Raw genomic sequence first — 18648 nt, 5'->3', positions numbered from 1 at the left:
CTTGTCCCACTCAAGGTAGCCAAATTCACATGAATAAATCCACAGTCTGGCCATTGCTGGCAATTTGTCTTGCCTCTCTTGCAACACCTCTGTTAGCGACCGCGCAGCAAGCGACGCCGCCCGCCAAGACGATTGCCCCGCCGCCGCCAGAGCTGCAAAAGCTGGAAGAAGGCGAAGCGCCGTCCGTCACCATCCGCAAACCGGGTGAAGACAGCGGCAACATCACGCAGACGCGCCAGCAGGGCCGGGTTGACCAGATCAAGGTTGAAAGCGGCGGCAGCACCTATTATGTAAAAACGCCGTCGCAAGCCGGCACGCTGGGGCCGACCGATGCGCCGCCGCGTGGCGCGCAATGGCAGATCAAGGAGTTCGACCTGGGCCAGAAAGCCCGCAAGCCGGGTGAAGCCGTGCAATCCGACAGCGATGCAGGATTGCCGCCGCCGGCAATTTCCGAACCCAAGAACTAGTACCCGGTCCGGCCCCCTCTAAGTAGCCATGCGGCCAATGCGCGGATATTTCCGCGTGTTCGCCGCATATTTATTCCGACGAACATTGTCTTTCCCCGGTTTTTTCTCATGGCAGTATTTACCCCCGTCACGCTAGCCGATCTCACTCAGTGGATCCCTCCCTTTTCCTTAGGCAAGGCGCTCGCCATCAGGGGCATTTCGTCCGGCATCGAAAACAGCAATTTTTTCATCGATACCGAGCGCGGCGAGTATGTGCTGACGGTATTCGAGAATCTCAGCTTTGAACAGCTGCCGTTCTACCTGGAGCTGATGCGCCACCTGGCGCGCCGCGGCGTGCTGGTGCCGGCGCCTATCGCCAACCAGCAGGACCAGATCATCAATCCGCTGCACGGCAAACCGGCGGCCATCGTCACCAAGCTGGAAGGCGACTGCCAGATGGCGCCGGCGCCTGTCCATTGCGCCGCGGTCGGCGCGATGCTGGCAAAAATGCATCTGGCGGCGCAAGACTTTCCAATCCGGCAACAGAACCTGCGCGGCTTGCCGTGGTGGCGTGAAACCACACCGGTAGTGCTGCCCTACCTGCCGCCGGACGGACAACAGCTGCTGCGCGATGAAATGGCGTTCCAGGAGGCGTTTGCCGCCTCGGAAACCTATCGCCAGCTGCCTAACGGCCCGGTGCATGCAGACCTGTTCCGCAACAATGTCATGTTCAACGGCGACCAGCTGAGCGGTTTTTTCGATTTCTACTTTGCCGGCTGCGACACCTGGCTGTTCGACCTGGCCGTCACCGTCAACGACTGGTGCATCGACCTGGCGACCGGCCAGCTTGACATTGCCAGAGTACGCGCCATGCTGGATGCATACCATGCCGTACGGCCTTTCAGCGCGGCGGAACAAGCTGCCTGGCAGCCGATGCTGCGCGCCGGCGCCCTGCGCTTCTGGCTGTCGCGGCTGTATGACTTTTACTTGCCGCGCGCTGCAGAAATGCTGACGCCGCACGATCCCGGCCACTTCGAGCGGATCCTGCGGCAGCGCGTCGCCCACCCGGCACCGAACCTGTACTGATTAGATAAAGAACATAGATAAGCAATGGAAAAACTGCCTGCCAAAACCGGATGGATATGGATCAAGGAGGGGTTTGCGCTGTTCCGCAAACAGCCGGCCGAGATCTCCACCTTATTCCTGGCCTACATGTTCCTGATGCTGGGACTGAACCTGCTGCAGATCCCGATACTGGGACAAATATTGCCTGTGATCCTGGTGCCGGTGTTCGCCATGGCTTTCATGCAGGCTTGCCTGAATATCGAGCAGGGCAAGCGCGTCTACCCTAACCTGCTGCTGACCGGCTTCCGTTCGCCGGCGCTACAGAAACTGCTGTTGCTGGGCGTGCTTTACGTGATAGCGGCGATCGTCGCTATCGCTGCCTCCAGCCTGGTGGACGGCGGCCTGTTCTGGCTGACGGTGACTGGCCAGAGCACGCTCGATCCGAAGGAAATCCAAGACTCCAACATATCGCTGGCGATGATGTTTGCCGCGGTCGTCTACATCCCGGCGGCGATGGCGTTCTGGTATGCAGCGCCGCTGATCATGTGGCAAAAGATGGGCGTGGTGAAAGCGGTTTTCTACAGCTTCTTCGCGGTCTCGCGCGAACTGAAGGCGTTCGCTGTCTATGGCCTGGCCTGGGCCGCCATCGGCGTGGTGCTGCCTGCCGTGGTTAGCGTCTTGATTGCGGCAATCGTCGGCAATCAGTCGGTGACCATCATGATTCTGTTGCCGCTGTCGATTGCCTTGACAGTGGTGATGTACTGCTCTTTCTATCCGACTTATACCCACATTTTCGGCAGGCCCGAGCAGGATTTGCCGCTGCCTGAGCCGGCCGACAAGCCAGAATAAGCAACCGCCCCCCTAGGGTGGGCAGGCTTTTCTGCCCACGCGTGACAGCAAATGCGCATAGGTCACGCGTGGGCACCAGCGCCCACCCTACGCGACCTTCTCCAGCTTCGCCACGCTCAGGTCCAGCAGCTTCATGCCATGCTTGCCGAAGTTGATGTGGGCGCGCGCATTGCCGCCGCTGCCTTCGATATTGACAATCACCCCTTCACCGAACTTCAGGTGGGCGACATTCTCGCCGATGCGCCAGCCGATATCGCGCCGGCCGAAGTTCTTCGAAATATTGTTGGCGGCTTTCTCGGGCGCTTCGTCCCAGGCCGATTTGGTATTCGCAAACCAGCTATGCTGCTGCACCTTCGGCGACAGCCACTTCAAGGCATCTTCCGGCAGCTCGTCGAAGAAGCGCGAACGCATGTTGTAGCGGGTCTGGCCGTGCAGCATGCGGGTCTGCGAAAAACTCATGTACAGGCGCTTCTTGGCGCGCGTGATGGCGACATACATCAGGCGCCGCTCTTCTTCAACGCCGGCGTCTTCCTTCTGCGAATTCTCGTGCGGGAACAAACCCTCTTCCAGGCCGGTGATGAACACCGCATCGAACTCCAGGCCCTTGGCCGAGTGCACCGTCATCAGCTGCAAGGCTTCCTCGCCAGCCTGGGCCTGGTTGTTGCCGGCCTCCAGCGAGGCGTGCGAGAGGAAGGCCGACAAGGGCGACATCACCGCCGACAACGGCGCATCGGCATCGAATACCTCGATGCCGTCGGCGGTCGTGATGGCAGCGCCCGACACGGCTTGCGCCTTGGGGCCGAGCAAGGCCGGCGCATCGATGCCGAATCCTTCTTCCGAGACGAACAGGGTCGCAGCGTTCACCAGCTGCTCCAGATTTTCGATGCGGTCGGCGCCTTCTTTTTCATTCTGGTAATGCTGCATCAGGCCGCTCAGGTCGAGCACCACCTGCACCATTTCCGGCAGCGGCAGATGCTGGGTTTCAAAGCGTCCGCCTTCGATCAGCTTGAGGAAGGAACCGAGCGTGGCGCCGGCCTTGCCGGCCACATACGGCACCGCCGCGTACAAGGAAATGCCGTACTGCTTGGCCGCATCCTGCAACTGTTCCAGCGAGCGCGCACCGATGCCACGCGCCGGGAAATTCACCACACGCAGGAAGGCAGAATCGTTGTGCGGATTGTCCATCAGCTGCAGGTAGGCGATCGCGTGCTTGACTTCGGCGCGTTCGAAATAGCGCTGGCCGCCATACACCCGGTACGGGATGCCGGAGGCCACCAAGGCATGTTCGATCACGCGCGACTGCGCATTCGAACGGTACAGCACGGCGATTTCACTGCGGCTGCCGCCATCGTTGATCAGGCTCTTGGTTTCTTCGACAATCCACTGCGCCTCCTGCAAATCGCTGGTGGCTTCGTAGATCCGCACCGGTTCGCCATGGCCGGCATCAGTGCGCAGGTTCTTGCCGAGGCGCTTGCTGTTGTTGGCGATCAGGGTATTGGCGCTGTCCAGGATATGGCCGTGCGAGCGGTAGTTCTGCTCCAGCTTGATCAGGTTCTCGACCCGGAATTCGTGCTCGAAGGCGGTCATGTTGCCGACATTGGCGCCGCGGAAAGCGTAGATGCTCTGGTCGTCGTCGCCCACCGCAAACACCGCGCCGCGCTGGCCGGCCATCAGCTTGAGCCATTTGTATTGCAGGTCGTTGGTATCCTGGAACTCGTCCACCAGGATGTGCTGGAAACGCGACTGGTAATGTTCGCGCAGCGGCTGGTTGCGGCTCAGCAGCTCATAGGTGCGCAGCAGCAGTTCGGCAAAATCGACCACGCCTTCGCGCTGGCATTGCTGGTCGTACAGATCGTACAGTTCGACGAACTTGCGGTTGTAATCGTCGTTCGCCTCGACTTCATTGGCGCGCAAACCCTGGTCCTTGGCGCCGTTGATGAAGTACATCAGGTTGCGCGGCGGGTATTTCTCGTCGTCGACATTCATCGCCTTCAGCAGGCGCTTGATGGCCGACAGCTGGTCTTGCGAATCGAGGATCTGGAAAGTCTGCGGCAAGGCCGCGTCGCGGTAATGCGCGCGCAGCAAGCGGTTGCACAGGCCATGGAAAGTTCCTATCCACATGCCGCGCGTATTGATCGGCAACATCGCCGACAAGCGCGTCATCATTTCCTTCGAGGCTTTGTTGGTGAAGGTCACCGCCAGCACGCCGGAGGGCGACACCTGGCCGGTCTGGATCAGCCAGGCGATGCGGGTGGTCAGCACCCGCGTCTTGCCGGAACCGGCGCCGGCCAGGATGAGTGCGGACTGCGCAGGCAAGGTGACTGCCGCCAGTTGTTCTGGATTGAGGTTATGGAGAAGATTTTGCATCCCCACATTATAAGCTGCGGGGGCAGCTGCCTGAGGATCGCTCGCGATATCAGCGTAAACTTATGCCGCAGCGCCGGCGCCAGCAGCATTCGGGCCGGAAGGGTAAAATACTGCATTGCATCATCCGCTGTGCCTCTGTATCCATCTCACCCCAACCAAGTCCCGTCATGTCAGAAGAAGTCCGTCTCGACCGCGCCAGCCCCCCGCTGTCCGAGAGCGCAGTAACGTTCCATATCGTTTCCACTGCATTTTTTACATTTATTTGCTACCTGGCAATAGGCATCCCGCTCGCCGTATTGCCCGGCTACGTCCACGTCGACCTTGGCTACAGCTCGGTGCTGGCGGGCCTGGCGATCAGCATGCAGTACCTGGCCACACTGTTGAGCCGGCCGCTGGCCGGGCGCATGGCTGACTCGGTCGGACCTAAAACTGCAGTCTTGCGCGGCCTGATCGGCTGCAGCATCAGCGGAGTATTCCTGCTGATCGCCGCATTCTTTACCCACATCCCGGCGCTGAGCCTGGCGATCCTGCTGATTGGCCGGCTGGTGCTGGGCTGCGGCGAAAGCATGGTCGGCACCGGCGCCATTACCTGGGGCATAGGGCGGGTGGGCGCACAGCACACGGCCCGCATGATTTCCTGGAATGGTATCGCTACCTATGGCGCGCTGGCCATCGGCGCCCCGCTCGGCGTGGTGCTCGCCCATGCCTGGGGCCTGGCGGCGGTGGGCGCCACCGTTACCGTATTGTCGGTAGCCGGCTTCCTGCTAGCGCGCCTGAAAGCAGCGACGGCAGTGGTGCGCGGCGAGCACTTGCCGTTCGGACGCGTATTGCGCAAGGTCTTCCCGCACGGCATGGGACTAGCCCTGGGCTCGATCGGCTTCGGTTCCATCGCCACCTTCATCACCTTGTTCTATGCCAGCCATCAATGGCCTAACGCGGCATTTGCGCTGACCTTGTTCGGCAGCTTCTTCGTCGGCGCGCGGCTGCTGTTCGCCCACACCATCTCGCGCTTCGGCGGCTTCCGCGTTTCGATTGTCTGTTTTTCGATAGAAGCCTTCGGCCTGCTGTTGCTGTGGCAAGCCGGTTCGCCATTTTTTGCGCTGTGCGGCGCGGCCCTGACCGGCTTCGGCTTCGCCTTGATATTTCCTGCACTCGGCGTCGAGGCAGTGAACCTGGTGCCGGCCAATAACCGCGGCAGCGCGCTCGGCGCCTACTCGGTCTTCCTTGACCTGGCGCTGGGCGTCACCGGTCCGCTGGCAGGCCTGATCGTCAGCAAGTTCGGTTATGCCGAGGTCTATCTGTTTGCCGCAACGGCATCGCTGGCGGCAGTGGCGCTGACCGTCAGCATGTATCGCCGCTCGCAGGCAGCCACGACTGCCGCCGTCCCTGGCTAGCACCGACGCGTCACGGCCGGAAAACCCGTGGTTTTCTTGGCCGGCGGCGAATTGACATAAAATCGTGGTGCAAGTCTCTCATTCAACAGTCATCGTTAGAAGGAGCCGCACCATGGTAAAGAAGAACGTTGCAGTCATCGATATCGGCATCAGCGACAAGGATCGCAAGAAGATCGCCGACGGCCTCAGCAAACTGCTGGCCGATACCTACACCCTCTACCTGAAGACCCATAACTTCCACTGGAACGTGACCGGGCCGATGTTCAATACATTGCACCTGATGTTCGAAACCCAGTACAACGAATTGTGGCTGGCGGTGGACCTGATCGCGGAACGCATACGCGCCCTCGGCTATCCGGCGCCGGCCACCTACAAGGCCTTCGCCAAGCTGACCTCGATATCGGAAGAAGAAGGCGTGCCGAATGCGACCGCCATGATCCAGCAGCTGGTGCAGGGGCAGGAAGCAGTGACCCGCACTGCCCGTTCGATCTTCCCGGTGGTGGATGCCGCGGCCGACGAACCGACCGCGGACTTGCTGACGCAGCGCATGCAGCTGCATGAAAAAAATGCCTGGATGCTGCGCAGCCTGCTGGAAACCTGAAGCGTTTGAAGATGCTTAACGGTTGTTGAACAAGGCCGCGAAACTGCGCGCCGCGGCGACCGGATCCGGCGCCAGGTAAACGCTGCTGATGGCGGCTACCATGTCTGCCCCGGCAGCGATCAGCGGCACGGCGTTCTCTTGCGTCATGCCGCCGATCACCACATTCGGCAGGGCGATTTCTGCATTCGAACGAGCAATGATATCGACTGGCGTCGTCACCGGATATTTCTTCACGCGCGACGGATAGAAGCCGCCGAAAGCGACGTAGCTGGCGCCGGCGCGCTGTGCCGCATGCGCCAGCGCCAGATCGCCGTAGCAGGAAGCGCCGACAATCTTGTCCGGGCCTACCTGCGCCCGCACTTCAGCCACGCTGGCATCAGTGCCGCCGACGTGGATGCCGTCGGCACCCAGCGCCAGGCACAGCTCGACATAGTCGTTGATGATGAACGGACGCTGATAGCGCCGGCACAGCGCCAGCAAAGCCTCCGCCTGCTCCTGACGCAAAGCCGCATCGGCAGTCTTGTGGCGATACTGCAACAATGCCGCGCCGCCTTGCAAGGCTTGTTCGCTGACTGCGAGCAATCTGGCGGTGTCATCCCAGTCGGGCGTGACGATGTATAAACCCTTCATGACTTCATCCTTTAATCTTCAAAAACGGCAGCGTGCGGTTTGGTATGCGCTGGCCAGCCGCAATCGCATACGATGCCGCCAGGGTCTGCTGGCAATAGCTTTGTGCGGCCGCAATCGCCGCTTCCATCTCCAGCCCTTGCGCCAGCAGCGCGGACAGCGCCGCCGCCAGGGTGCAGCCGCTGCCGTGGAATTCACCCGGCAGGCGCGGCCAGCTCCAGCTGCGCGCAGCGCCACGGCCGGTCCAGCGGTTCAAGACCTGGTCCTGTTCCGGACCATGGCCGCCTTTCAGCAATACATTCTGGCAGCCGCGTTCCAGCAGCACCCGCGCCTGCCGTTCAGGATCAGTTTCGCCACCGCACAGGCGGTCGGCCTCGAGCCGGTTCGGCGTGATCACCGTGGCCAGTTCGAACAAGGGTGCAACGGCGGCAATCGGATCCTCGCTGGCCAGGCTGTCGCCATGGCCGTTCGCCAGCACCGGATCGAACACCACCGGCAGATCCGGCTGCCGTACGCGCAGCTGGCGGATGATCGCGGCAATCACATCAGCGTTGGCGCGATTGCCGACGATGCCCAGCTTGACCGCGGAGATAGCGATGCGGTCGACCAGCACCTGCGCCTGCTGCCGCACCAGTTCCGCCGCCACAGGGTGGACGCCGAATACGCGCTGGTTGTCCTGTACCGTCAGCACAGTCAGCACCGACAGCGGGTGTGCGCCGAGTGCAGCGATGGCCGTGATGTCGGCCTGCATGCCGGCGCCGCCGCTCGGATCCGAACCGGAAAACACCAGCACGCAAGGCGGCGCTACAGCGCCGCTGCGCAAGTCTTGCTCCACACTCACTTGACTCTACCCGCCATCGGCGACGACGGCGAGGCGGCAAAGCGTTTCGGAATCCGGCCGGCCAGGAAGGCTTCGCGTCCGGCTTCGATCGCCAGCCGCATGGCGCGCGCCATGCGGATCGGATCCTGGGCGCCGGCAATCGCCGTGTTCATCAGCACGCCATCGCAACCCAGCTCCATCGCAATCGCTGCATCGGAAGCCGTGCCGACGCCGGCATCGACCAGCACCGGCACCTTGGCCTGCTCAATGATCAGCGACAGGTTCCAGGGATTGAGGATGCCCATGCCGGAACCGATCAGCGACGCCAGCGGCATCACCGCGACGCAGCCGATCTCTTCCAGGATGCGGGCCTGGATCGGATCGTCGCTGCAATACACCATGACGTCGAAGCCGTCCTTGACCAGCGCTTCCGCCGCTTTCAGGGTTTCCGGCATGTTTGGAAACAGCGTGCGTTCGTCGCCCAGCACTTCCAGCTTGGCCAGCTTGTGGCCGTTCAGCAGCTCGCGCCCGAGCTGCAGCGTGTAGATCGCGTCGGCGGCGGTGTAGCAGCCGGCTGTGTTCGGCAATATCGTGTAGCGCGTCGGCGGTACTACATCCAGCAGGTTGGGCGCGTTCGGGTCTTGGCCGATGTTGACGCGCCGGATCGCCACCGTGATGATTTCGGCGCCGCTAGCTTCGGTAGCGGCGCGTGTCTGTTCCAGGTCGCGATATTTACCGCTGCCGACCAGCAGCCGCGAGCTGTATGTTTTCCCGGCTATAGTAAGGCCGGCATCCGCTTGTCCCGTCTCGGGGATTGAGTTCAGATCCATGACAAATCCTTTAAAAGATGTTGCAGGGTGGATGCATGCGCCCACGCGATAGTCGCCTCATCGGCGTCCGCGTGGGCATTGCATGCCCACCCTACGGTTTCAGCCACCGCCGATAGCCCGTACCACATCAACCTTGTCTTCGGGCTGCAAGATGCGCTGCGGCCACAGGCTGGCCGGCACAACCTGCCGGTTGACCGCCACCGCCACTGCCTTGCCGGCCAGCTCCAGCGCCACGATCAGCTGCTGCAGGCTTTCGCCCTCAGTCAGCGGATGCGACGCACCGTTGAGTACGATTTCCATCACGGCCTCACTGCTTGCTATAGATTTCCGCGCCGTTCTTGACGAACTCGATGGCTTTCACTTCCATCCCCTGCTTCAGTGCGGCGATGTCGGAAATGCCTTGCGCGGCGGCGTATTCGCGCACTTCCTGAGTGATCTTCATCGAACAGAAATGCGGACCGCACATGGAACAGAAATGCGCCACCTTGGCGGAATCCTTGGGCAAGGTTTCATCGTGGAATTCACGCGCCTTGTCCGGATCGAGACCGATGTTGAACTGGTCTTCCCAGCGGAATTCAAAGCGTGCTTTCGACAAGGCATTGTCGCGGATCTGCGCGCCCGGATGGCCCTTGGCCAGGTCAGCCGCATGCGCTGCAATCTTGTAGGTGATGATGCCGTCCTTGACGTCGACCTTGTTCGGCAAGCCCAGATGTTCTTTCGGCGTGACGTAGCACAGCATGGCCGTACCGTACCAGCCGATGGTGGCGGCGCCGATGCCGGAAGTGATGTGGTCGTAGCCTGGCGCGATGTCGGTGGTCAGCGGTCCGAGCGTATAGAACGGCGCTTCGTGGCACTGCTCCAGCTGCAGGTCCATGTTTTCCTTGATCAGGTGCATCGGCACGTGACCCGGACCTTCGATCATGACCTGCACGTCATGCTTCCAGGCGATCTGGGTCAGTTCACCCAGGGTTTTCAGCTCACCCAACTGCGCTTCATCGTTAGCGTCGTAGATCGAACCTGGACGCAGGCCGTCGCCGAGGCTGAAGCTGACGTCGTAGGCCTTCATGATTTCGCAGATGTCTTCGAAGTGATCGTAGAGGAAGGATTCGCGGTGATGCGCCAGGCACCACTTGGCCATGATGGAACCGCCGCGGCTGACGATGCCGGTCAGGCGCTTGGCAGTCATCGGTACGTATTGCAGGCGCACGCCGGCGTGGATGGTGAAGTAGTCGACACCCTGCTCGGCTTGCTCGATCAGGGTGTCGCGGAAGATTTCCCAGGTCAGGTCTTCAGCCTTGCCGTTGACCTTTTCCAACGCCTGGTAGATCGGCACGGTGCCGATCGGCACCGGCGAATTGCGGATGATCCATTCGCGCGTTTCGTGGATATGCTTGCCGGTCGACAGGTCCATCACGTTGTCGCCGCCCCAGCGGATCGCCCAGGTCATTTTTTCGACTTCTTCGCCGATCGACGAAGTCACTGCGGAATTGCCGATGTTGGCGTTGATCTTGACCAGGAAATTGCGGCCGATGATCATCGGTTCGATTTCCGGATGATTGATGTTGGCAGGAATGATGGCGCGGCCGCGGGCGATTTCCGAGCGCACGAATTCCGGCGTGATTTCCGCCGGCAGCGCGGCGCCGAACGATTGACCGGGATGCTGGCGGCCCATCAGCTCGGCCAGCTTGTTGCCCATCGGGCCGGAGGCTTTCAGTTCTTCCAGGTATTCCTTGCGGCGCATGTTTTCGCGGATCGCCACGAATTCCATTTCCGGCGTGATGACGCCCTGGCGCGCATAGTGCATCTGCGAGACGTTCTTGCCGGCCTTGGCGCGGCGCGGCTTGCGGTGCAGATTGAAGCGCAGTTCGGCCAGCTTGGGATCGTTGAGGCGCTCGATGCCGTATTCCGAACTCGGACCCGGCAGTTCTTCGGTATCGTCGCGTTCCATGATCCATGGCAGGCGCGGTGTCGCCAGGCCGGAGCGGATATCGATCTTGACATCCGGATCGCTATATGGACCCGAAGTGTCGTAGACATAGATAGGCGGGTTCTTTTCCGCGCCGAATGAAGCCGGCGTATCGGATTGGCTGATCTGCCGCATCGGTACGCGGATGTCAGGGCGCGAGCCGGTGATGTAGATCTTGCGCGAATTCGGCAGGGGATGGATTGCGGCTTCATCCACCGTGGCAGTGGCGGACAGGAATTTTGGGTTGGCGTTCATTTTGGCTCCTTTGCTTGTGTTTCATGGCTTGGAGCCAGCAAAGGAGTTTTCGAGCCTGACGGTGGGAATCACTGCAAAAAGCGGTAAATCGGCCGACAACATTCTCGACAGCTTCCCTTCGCTGGCATTACCCAGATCAGGTTCGAGGGTATTTCTCACCCGATTGCATTAGCGTTTCAGCAATCAGGACCCCTAGCGTTGCGTTGCCCGGTGTTTGAATCCCGAGGCAGCGGAAAGGATTTTACACCCGCAATCAGCTTGCGGTATATCGAAAATCCGGGTTTCCTTATCCCGGATCAAGTATAGAAGCCGGCTGCCGTGGCAAATCCGTCCACATGCTTGCCTTTACGTCAAAAAACAGCACGTCCCGGCCGCCAATGTTAGGAGGCACCCGGCTGCGTACTTTATAATCATCGTTTTAGCAAAGAACACTAACTAAATCATGGAATTAGCCAAGTCTTTCGACCCTGCCGAGATTGAACAATTCTGGCGTACGGAATGGGAAAAGCGCGGGTACTACACCGCCACCACCGACGCCGACAAGCCTTCCTTCAGTATTCAGTTGCCGCCGCCCAACGTCACCGGCACGCTACATATGGGGCACGCCTTTAACCAGACCATCATGGATGGCCTGACCCGTTATCACCGCATGCGCGGCTATAACACGGCCTGGATTCCCGGCACCGATCACGCCGGCATCGCCACGCAAATCGTGGTCGAACGGCAACTCGACGCGCAAAAAATATCGCGCCACGACCTCGGCCGCGAAAAATTCGTCGAAAAGGTCTGGGAGTGGAAAGAAAAATCCGGCTCCACCATTACCGGCCAGATGCGCCGCATGGGCGCCTCCACCGACTGGAGCCGTGAATATTTCACGATGGACGACAAACTGTCCGGCACGGTGGTCGAAGTGTTCGTGCGCCTGTTTGAACAAGGCCTGATCTATCGCGGCAAGCGGCTAGTCAACTGGGATCCAGTGCTGGGCACGGCGATCTCGGAACTGGAAGTGCTGTCGGAAGAAGAAGACGGTTCGATGTGGCATATCCGTTATCCGTTTGCCGATGGCAGCGGCCATCTGACAGTTGCCACCACGCGTCCGGAAACCCTGCTGGGCGACGTTGCGGTGGCGGTCGATCCGACCGACGAACGTTATATCCACCTGGTCGGCAAGATGCTCAAGCTGCCGCTGACCGATCGCGAAATCCCGATCATTGCCGACAGCTATGTCGACAAGGAATTCGGCACCGGTTGCGTGAAGATCACGCCGGCGCATGATTTCAATGACTATGCAGTAGGACAACGGCACAATCTGGCGCAAATCACCATCCTGACGCTGGACGCCAAGATCAATGAAAACGGCCCTGTCCAGTATCAGGGCATGGATCGCTTCGTGGCGCGCAAGCAGATCGTTGCCGATCTGGAGGCCCAAGGTTTGCTGGAATCGGTCAAGCCGCACAAGCTGATGGTGCCGCGCGGCGACCGCACCGGCGTGGTGATCGAGCCGATGCTGACCGACCAGTGGTTCGTGGCGATGAGCAAGCCGGCGCCGGAAGGCACCCACTTCCCGGGCAAATCGATTACCGAAGTCGCGCTGGAAAAAGTCGCCAACGGCGAAATCCAGATGATTCCGGAAAATTGGAACAACACCTATAACCAGTGGCTCAACAATATCCAGGACTGGTGCATTTCCCGCCAGTTGTGGTGGGGCCATCAGATCCCGGCCTGGTATGCCGACGACGGCAAGATCTATGTCGCCCGCAATGAAGCGGAAGCGCAAGCCAAGGCCGCTGCTGCCGGCTATACCGGCGCGCTGCGGCGCGACGACGACGTGCTGGATACCTGGTTCTCGTCGGCGCTGGTACCGTTCTCGACCCTGGGCTGGCCGGAAGAAACGCCGGACTACAAGATGTTCCTGCCGTCCTCGGTACTGGTGACCGGCTTCGACATCATCTTCTTCTGGGTCGCGCGGATGGTGATCATGACCACCCACTTTACCGGCAAGGTGCCGTTCAAGACCGTGTATGTGCACGGCCTAGTACGCGACGGCAACGGCCAGAAGATGTCGAAGTCGAAGGGCAATACGCTTGACCCTATCGACCTGATCGACGGCATCGCGCTGGAAGACCTGGTGGCCAAACGCACGGTCGGCCTGATGAATCCGAAGCAGGCAGAGAGTATCGCCAAGGCAACCCGCAAGGAATTTGCCGATGGCATCCCGGCCTTCGGCACCGATGCGCTGCGCTTCACCTTCGCTTCGCTGGCGACGCTCGGCCGCAATATCAACTTCGACCTCGGCCGCTGCGACGGCTATCGCAATTTCTGCAACAAGCTGTGGAACGCCACCCGCTTCGTGCTGATGAACACCGAGGGCAAGGACTGCGGCTTCGATGGCCATACGCCAGGCGTGTGCGACAAGGAAAACCTGCAATTCTCACAAGCCGACCGCTGGATCGTGTCGCTCCTGCAGCGCACCGAAGCCGATGTCGCCAAGGGCTTCGCCGACTACCGTTTCGACAATATCGCTTCCGCCATCTACAAATTCGTCTGGGATGAATATTGCGACTGGTACCTGGAAGTCGCCAAGGTGCAGATCCAGCAAGGCAACGAAGCGCAGCAGCGCGCTACCCGCCGCACCTTGCTGCGCGTGCTGGAAGTGGTGCTGCGCTTGGCGCATCCGGTCATCCCGTTCGTCACCGAAGCCTTGTGGCAAAGCGTGGCGCCGCTGACCGGCAAGGTGCTGGATCCGGCTGGCGATTCCATCATGCGCCAGCCTTATCCGGAAGCCAATCTGGAAAAAATCGATGACAGCGCGGAAGCCTGGATGACCCAGCTGAAGTCGCTGACAGATGCCTGCCGCAACCTGCGCGGCGAAATGCAATTGTCGCCGGCGCTGCGGGTGCCGCTGATCATTGCCGGCTCCGCCGAACAGCAAGCGACCTTGCTGTCGTTTGCACCATACTTGCAGGCTCTGGCGAAATTATCAGAAGTGCAAGTAGTAGAGACTCTACCCGAATCGCCGGCGCCGGTCTCGATAGTTGGCGATGCTAAGCTGCTGCTCAAGGTAGAAATCGATGTTGCAGCTGAACGGGAACGTTTAGGCAAGGAAATCACTCGTATTGAAGGCGAGATGGCGAAAGCCGAAACCCAGCTTGGCAATGAAAGCTTTGTCGCAAGAGCACCGGCACAGGTGGTTGCACAGATGCGGGAACGCCTGGTGAATTTTTCGAGTACCCTTGAAAAACTGCGCGAACAGTTTGCAAAATTAAAAGTATCTTGATTTCTTAATAATAGGATGACACCGGCTGGCTATGCTGCAGCCGGTGCAACAGATACCAGGAGACGAAGAATGAATAAACTTTTGATGCGGCTTGTATTCACGGCAGTCGCCGGCAGCGCCATGCTGGCTGGCGGTGCTTTCGCCCAGGACCCTAGCTCAGCGGTCGGCCTGTGGAAAAATATCGACGATCACACCGGCAAGCCCAAAGCGCTGATACGCATTAGCGAATCCAACGGCGTCCTGATCGGCAAGATCGAAAAGCTGCTGCGCGATCCTGCCGAGGACCAGAATCCGAAATGCGTCAAATGCGAAGGCGAACTGAAGGACCAGCCTATCCTGGGCATGACCATCATCACCGGCATGCAAAAGGATGGCAGCGAATACAACGGCGGCAAGATCCTTGATCCGGATAACGGCAAGGTCTACAAGAGCAAGATGACGCTGCAGGACAATGGCGCCAAGCTCGATGTGCGCGGCTATATCGGCGTGCCGATGCTGGGCCGTACGCAAACCTGGCTGCGTCAGGAGTAAGTTCTTTTCTGATGAATCGCTGCCGCTTGCCGCAGACGTAAAAAAATGCCGTTCCAGCTTTGGGCTGAACGGCATTTTTATTTGCTGACGCTGATAGCGCTATCAGCACGGCTGTCTATATGCAGCGGGGTCGCCTAAACGAAAGACACTGTCAGACCTGGCAGCGCGATGCCGGAAAATGCTGTAACCCAGGTCTGCCCGGCCTGCACCGGATAGGCATCGGTCCAGGTGCCGGTGGTGATGATTTCGCCCGCCTGCAAAGGCGTGAACTCGGGATGGGCGTTCAGCACCTGGTGCAAATGCCACAAAGCGTGCACCGGACTGTCCAGCACATCGCTGCCGAAACCGGCGCCGCACAGGGTGACCGAATCCTCGGTGCAGCACGACAGCGAAACGCTGGCGTTGGCCAGCATGCTGGCCAGGTTGCGCCGGGTCGCGCTCGATAAAACGTGCGGTTCGCCGATGATCAGGGTGCCATGCAGGCCGAAGGCGGCGATGGCGTCGACCGCTTCAAACTTCCAGTCGGGGAATGGACAAACCACGATTTCGAAGGCATGCGCCATCCATTCGATACAATCGGCGATTTCCTCCAGGCTGGCGTCCGGCGCCGGCGTGCGGCCCAGGCTGAACACCACCTCCGGCTCTATGCGCGGCTGCACCGCTCCCTCCAGGCTCTGGATGCCGCGATTGTCTTCCGCATAGCGCACGGTGCTGTCGAAGATGTGCGCCCAGATCGGTGCGCTGATCGATTCGGCGATGCCGTATTTCTGCCAGATGTTGCGGTTGCAGAATCCGAGCTTGCGTCCGACCGGATTAGAACCCTGACCGATACTCGCGTCCAGGATCCGCTTGCCGATCTCATAGCCATCCATCACAGACAAGGCGTCGGCTGCGGACAGCAGGGGCATCAGTTTGGCTTGCGCTCGCGCGTCCAAAAGCTGATGGGCATAACGGTTAGCTTTGGTAGACATAAGCATGGTTGACTTGCACACTATTAGTGAAGACTATCGTATTGTCTGTGACGTTTAATTTTTGCACAAGCTCCGAAACATTGGCATTTCGGCGCCTGCATCGCGGGACGGCACGATACCCGCGCATTTGCGGCTATCAGCCGCGATTAGAAACGATCATCGAATTCGCGATTTTTGCAAAAACTGATCAAGCTGTGATGCGAACAGATGGCGGTCGCTTTGACTGAATGTCGTCGGACCACCGGTTTCGACCCCGCTGCCGCGCAATTCCTCCATGAAATTGCGCATCGTCAGGTGTTGCTGGATGTTGTCTTTGGTATAAAACTCGCCGCGCGGGTTCAGCGCCTTGCCGCCTTTTGCCAGGACATCGGCCGCCAGCGGAATATCCGCGGTGATGACCAGGTCTCCGGGCTGCAATAACCTGACAATTTCATTGTCGGCCACGTCGAAACCGGCCGGCACCTGGAGCGCCTTGATGAAGCGTGACGGCGGCACCCGCAGCAGCTTGTTGGCCACCAGCGTCACCGTGATCTGCAAGCGTTCGGCAACCCGATACAGGATTTCCTTGATAACGTTCGGACAAGCATCGCCGTCAACCCAGATCTGCATGGCGGCGGATTGCCCACTTGTTGCATCGGCCGCATTTGCTTTCGGCAGCGAATTAATTTTGCCCCCACAGCTCACCGTTCGGTCCGGTGCGTGGCGCGCTGACGCCAAAATGCGTATAGGCAGCCGGCGTCGCGATACGGCCGCGCGGCGTCCGCTGCAAATAACCCTGCTGGATCAGATACGGCTCCAGCACATCTTCGATGGTGTCGCGTTCTTCGCCGATCGCCGCCGCCAGATTGTCCAGGCCGACCGGACCGCCGCCGAACTTGAACAGCACCGCTTCCAGCAGTTTCCTGTCCATGATGTCGAAACCGACCGGATCGACATCCAGCATGACCAGCGCGGCGTCCGCCATCGCCTTGGTGATTTCACCATTGCCTTTGACTTCTGCGTAATCGCGCACGCGGCGCAGCAGGCGGTTGGCGATGCGCGGCGTGCCGCGGCTGCGCTTGGCGATTTCAAAAGCGCCGTCATCCATGATCGGCGCGCCCAGCAAGGACGCGCTGCGGGTGACGATCTTGCCCAGCTGCTGCGGCGTATAGAATTCGAGGCGGGCGACAATCCCGAAGCGGTCGCGCAAAGGGTTCGTCAGCATTCCGGCTCGCGTGGTCGCGCCGACCAGGGTGAAAGGCTGGAGGTCGAGGCGCACCGAGCGCGCAGCGGGACCTTCGCCGATCATGATGTCGATCTGATAATCTTCCAGCGCCGGATACAGGATTTCTTCCACCACTGGCGACAAGCGGTGAATCTCGTCGATGAACAGTACATCGTTGGCTTCCAGGTTGGTCAGCAGCGCAGCCAGGTCGCCCGCGCGTTCCAGCACCGGCCCGGAAGTCTGGCGCAGGTTGACGCCCATTTCGCGCGCGATGATGTGCGCCAGCGTGGTTTTCCCCAGCCCCGGAGGGCCGAACAACAGCGTATGGTCCAGCGCCTCGCGCCGTTGGCGCGCGGCGGTAATGAATATCTGCAGCTGGTCGCGTATTTTTTCCTGGCCGACGTACTCGTCCAGCTGTTTCGGCCGCAAGGCGCGTTCGATCGCCTCTTCGTTCGGCGATGCCGGCGTGGCGGAAATGATGCGCTGTTCGGTGAAATCGTCGGTTTGGATACTCATGATCGGATTGTAGCCAGTGTGCGGCGATTAAATATAGAAAAAAACCACGCTACGCCAATAAAAGACAAATCATCTTGCTTTGTTGCGCGGCCCTACAACTTGGACAGCGCTTTCAATGCCAGTTTGATACCTTCCGACACGGTCGCATCCGCCGGCAGCTGCTTGAGCGCGAGCATGGCTTCCTTGTCCGAATACCCGAGTGCGATCAAGGCATTCAAAATGTCGCCGCTGGCTTCGCTGCCATGCGGGCTGCCGACCGGCCCCAGATCCGCGCCCAGCTTGCCTTTCAGCTCCAGCAGCAGGCGTTCCGCGGTTTTCTTGCCGATGCCGGGCACTTTGGTCAGCCGTCCGGCTTCCTGCAAGGTGACAGCCTGGGCCAGATCATGCACCGACATGCCGGACAGGATGGAAAGCGCGGTGCGGGCGCCAACGCCGCTGATCTTGATCAGCTGCTTGAAGACATTCCGCTCTTCTGCGCTGCCAAAACCATACAACACGTGCGCATCTTCGCGTATCGCCAGATGTGTCAGCAAGGCGACTTTTTCGCCAAGTCCTGGCAGATTGTAGAAAGTACTCATCGGCACCCCGACTTCGTAACCGACGCCGTTGCAGTCGATCAGCAGTTGGGGTGGATTTTTCTCGAGCAGAATGCCTGAAAGACGACCTATCATCGCGGTATGGCCTTAATGTGAATCAATGAATCATACAGGACAACTGGTTAAAAACACAGTAGTTTTCTTGCAGGAATGCTGAATTTGCAGAAAATGAAGGGAAGTACAGAATTTCTGCCCAAAGCAAAAACCCTCTGACCGGTAAGGGGCAGAGGGTTTTTTAATAAAAGCCTGACGATGACCTACTTTCACACTGGTTGCAGCACTATCATCGGCGCAAATTCGTTTCACGGTCCTGTTCGGGATGGGAAGGGGTGG

17 protein-coding genes, 1 rRNA gene and 1 riboswitch are annotated in these 18648 nt (G+C 59.9%); of the genes, 7 read left to right on the top strand and 11 right to left on the bottom strand.

Going from position 1 to position 18648, the window contains the following annotated elements:
• The first annotated feature begins 29 nt into the window (after positions 1 to 29).
• The 3 genes from VNZ65_RS07585 to VNZ65_RS07575 all read left to right on the top strand — a co-directional run bounded on the left by VNZ65_RS07585 (position 30) and on the right by VNZ65_RS07575 (position 2360).
• Positions 30 to 467: a DUF2782 domain-containing protein gene (locus VNZ65_RS07585; RefSeq protein ID WP_325667624.1), complete on the top strand. Its 438-nt coding sequence runs from the start codon at positions 30 to 32 to the stop codon at positions 465 to 467.
• A gap of 108 nt (positions 468 to 575) precedes the next feature.
• Complete coding sequence (locus VNZ65_RS07580; protein ID WP_325667622.1) at positions 576 to 1532, top strand: homoserine kinase; 957 nt, start codon at positions 576 to 578, stop codon at positions 1530 to 1532.
• A 24-nt stretch (positions 1533 to 1556) separates the two neighbouring features.
• Positions 1557 to 2360 (top strand): BPSS1780 family membrane protein, encoded by an 804-nt coding sequence (locus tag VNZ65_RS07575; RefSeq protein WP_325667620.1) that lies wholly within the window; start codon positions 1557 to 1559, stop codon positions 2358 to 2360.
• An 87-nt stretch (positions 2361 to 2447) separates the two neighbouring features.
• On the opposite strand, the gene VNZ65_RS07570 is transcribed toward VNZ65_RS07575, so the two are convergent.
• Positions 2448 to 4727: a UvrD-helicase domain-containing protein gene (locus tag VNZ65_RS07570; protein ID WP_325667618.1), complete on the bottom strand. Its 2280-nt coding sequence runs from the start codon at positions 4725 to 4727 to the stop codon at positions 2448 to 2450.
• Between the two features lie 167 nt (positions 4728 to 4894).
• Between VNZ65_RS07570 and VNZ65_RS07565 the strand changes: the two genes are divergently transcribed.
• Together VNZ65_RS07565 and VNZ65_RS07560 are read left to right on the top strand one after the other, a co-directional pair.
• The gene (locus VNZ65_RS07565; RefSeq protein WP_325667616.1) at positions 4895 to 6121 is read left to right on the top strand and encodes an MFS transporter; all 1227 of its coding nucleotides are present in this window, start codon (positions 4895 to 4897) and stop codon (positions 6119 to 6121) included.
• 112 nt (positions 6122 to 6233) lie between these two features.
• Complete coding sequence (locus VNZ65_RS07560) at positions 6234 to 6722, top strand: Dps family protein (protein WP_168228813.1); 489 nt, start codon at positions 6234 to 6236, stop codon at positions 6720 to 6722.
• Between the two features lie 15 nt (positions 6723 to 6737).
• Here the strand turns inward: VNZ65_RS07560 and thiE are convergent, their stop codons facing one another.
• The 5 genes from thiE to thiC form a co-directional block, all read right to left on the bottom strand.
• Positions 6738 to 7352, bottom strand: coding sequence for a thiamine phosphate synthase (thiE, locus tag VNZ65_RS07555; protein ID WP_325667613.1), 615 nt, complete (start codon positions 7350 to 7352; stop codon positions 6738 to 6740).
• A gap of 4 nt (positions 7353 to 7356) precedes the next feature.
• The gene (locus VNZ65_RS07550) at positions 7357 to 8172 is read right to left on the bottom strand and encodes a hydroxymethylpyrimidine/phosphomethylpyrimidine kinase (RefSeq protein ID WP_325667611.1); all 816 of its coding nucleotides are present in this window, start codon (positions 8170 to 8172) and stop codon (positions 7357 to 7359) included.
• Positions 8173 to 8186: 14 nt separating this feature from the next.
• Positions 8187 to 8999 carry a thiazole synthase gene (locus VNZ65_RS07545; RefSeq protein WP_325667609.1) on the bottom strand — a complete coding sequence of 271 codons (813 nt, stop codon included), beginning with the start codon at positions 8997 to 8999 and terminating at the stop codon, positions 8187 to 8189.
• Positions 9000 to 9098: 99 nt separating this feature from the next.
• On the bottom strand, positions 9099 to 9299 hold the full coding sequence (gene thiS, locus VNZ65_RS07540) for a sulfur carrier protein ThiS (RefSeq protein ID WP_325667640.1): 201 nt from the start codon (positions 9297 to 9299) through the stop codon (positions 9099 to 9101).
• Positions 9300 to 9306: 7 nt separating this feature from the next.
• Positions 9307 to 11220 carry a phosphomethylpyrimidine synthase ThiC gene (gene thiC, locus VNZ65_RS07535; RefSeq protein ID WP_325667607.1) on the bottom strand — a complete coding sequence of 638 codons (1914 nt, stop codon included), beginning with the start codon at positions 11218 to 11220 and terminating at the stop codon, positions 9307 to 9309.
• Positions 11221 to 11316: 96 nt separating this feature from the next.
• Positions 11317 to 11424: riboswitch (TPP riboswitch) on the bottom strand.
• Between the two features lie 238 nt (positions 11425 to 11662).
• Between thiC and VNZ65_RS07530 the strand changes: the two genes are divergently transcribed.
• Together VNZ65_RS07530 and VNZ65_RS07525 are read left to right on the top strand one after the other, a co-directional pair.
• A complete protein-coding gene (locus tag VNZ65_RS07530) occupies positions 11663 to 14497 on the top strand; it encodes a valine--tRNA ligase (protein ID WP_325667605.1) in 2835 nt (944 codons plus the stop codon).
• A gap of 69 nt (positions 14498 to 14566) precedes the next feature.
• Positions 14567 to 15028, top strand: a complete 462-nt coding sequence (locus VNZ65_RS07525; RefSeq protein WP_325667603.1) for a DUF2147 domain-containing protein — start codon at positions 14567 to 14569, stop codon at positions 15026 to 15028.
• 134 nt (positions 15029 to 15162) lie between these two features.
• Here the strand turns inward: VNZ65_RS07525 and VNZ65_RS07520 are convergent, their stop codons facing one another.
• The 5 genes from VNZ65_RS07520 to rrf form a co-directional block, all read right to left on the bottom strand.
• Positions 15163 to 16005 (bottom strand): 2-keto-4-pentenoate hydratase, encoded by an 843-nt coding sequence (locus VNZ65_RS07520; RefSeq protein ID WP_325667601.1) that lies wholly within the window; start codon positions 16003 to 16005, stop codon positions 15163 to 15165.
• A gap of 150 nt (positions 16006 to 16155) precedes the next feature.
• A complete protein-coding gene (locus VNZ65_RS07515) occupies positions 16156 to 16608 on the bottom strand; it encodes a YaiI/YqxD family protein (protein ID WP_325667638.1) in 453 nt (150 codons plus the stop codon).
• A 52-nt stretch (positions 16609 to 16660) separates the two neighbouring features.
• Positions 16661 to 17719: a Holliday junction branch migration DNA helicase RuvB gene (gene ruvB / locus VNZ65_RS07510; protein ID WP_061937149.1), complete on the bottom strand. Its 1059-nt coding sequence runs from the start codon at positions 17717 to 17719 to the stop codon at positions 16661 to 16663.
• 92 nt (positions 17720 to 17811) lie between these two features.
• Entirely contained in the window at positions 17812 to 18390 is a 579-nt protein-coding gene (gene ruvA / locus VNZ65_RS07505) for a Holliday junction branch migration protein RuvA (protein ID WP_325667598.1), read from the bottom strand.
• A 169-nt stretch (positions 18391 to 18559) separates the two neighbouring features.
• A 5S ribosomal RNA gene (rrf, locus tag VNZ65_RS25420) occupies positions 18560 to 18648 on the bottom strand; the annotation flags it as partial.

It is taken from the genome of Collimonas sp., from assembly GCF_035566555.1.
Lineage (GTDB): Bacteria > Pseudomonadota > Gammaproteobacteria > Burkholderiales > Burkholderiaceae_D > Collimonas.
Note: the sequence above shows the minus strand (reverse complement) of the source record. Positions and strands in the feature narration are given on the sequence as shown.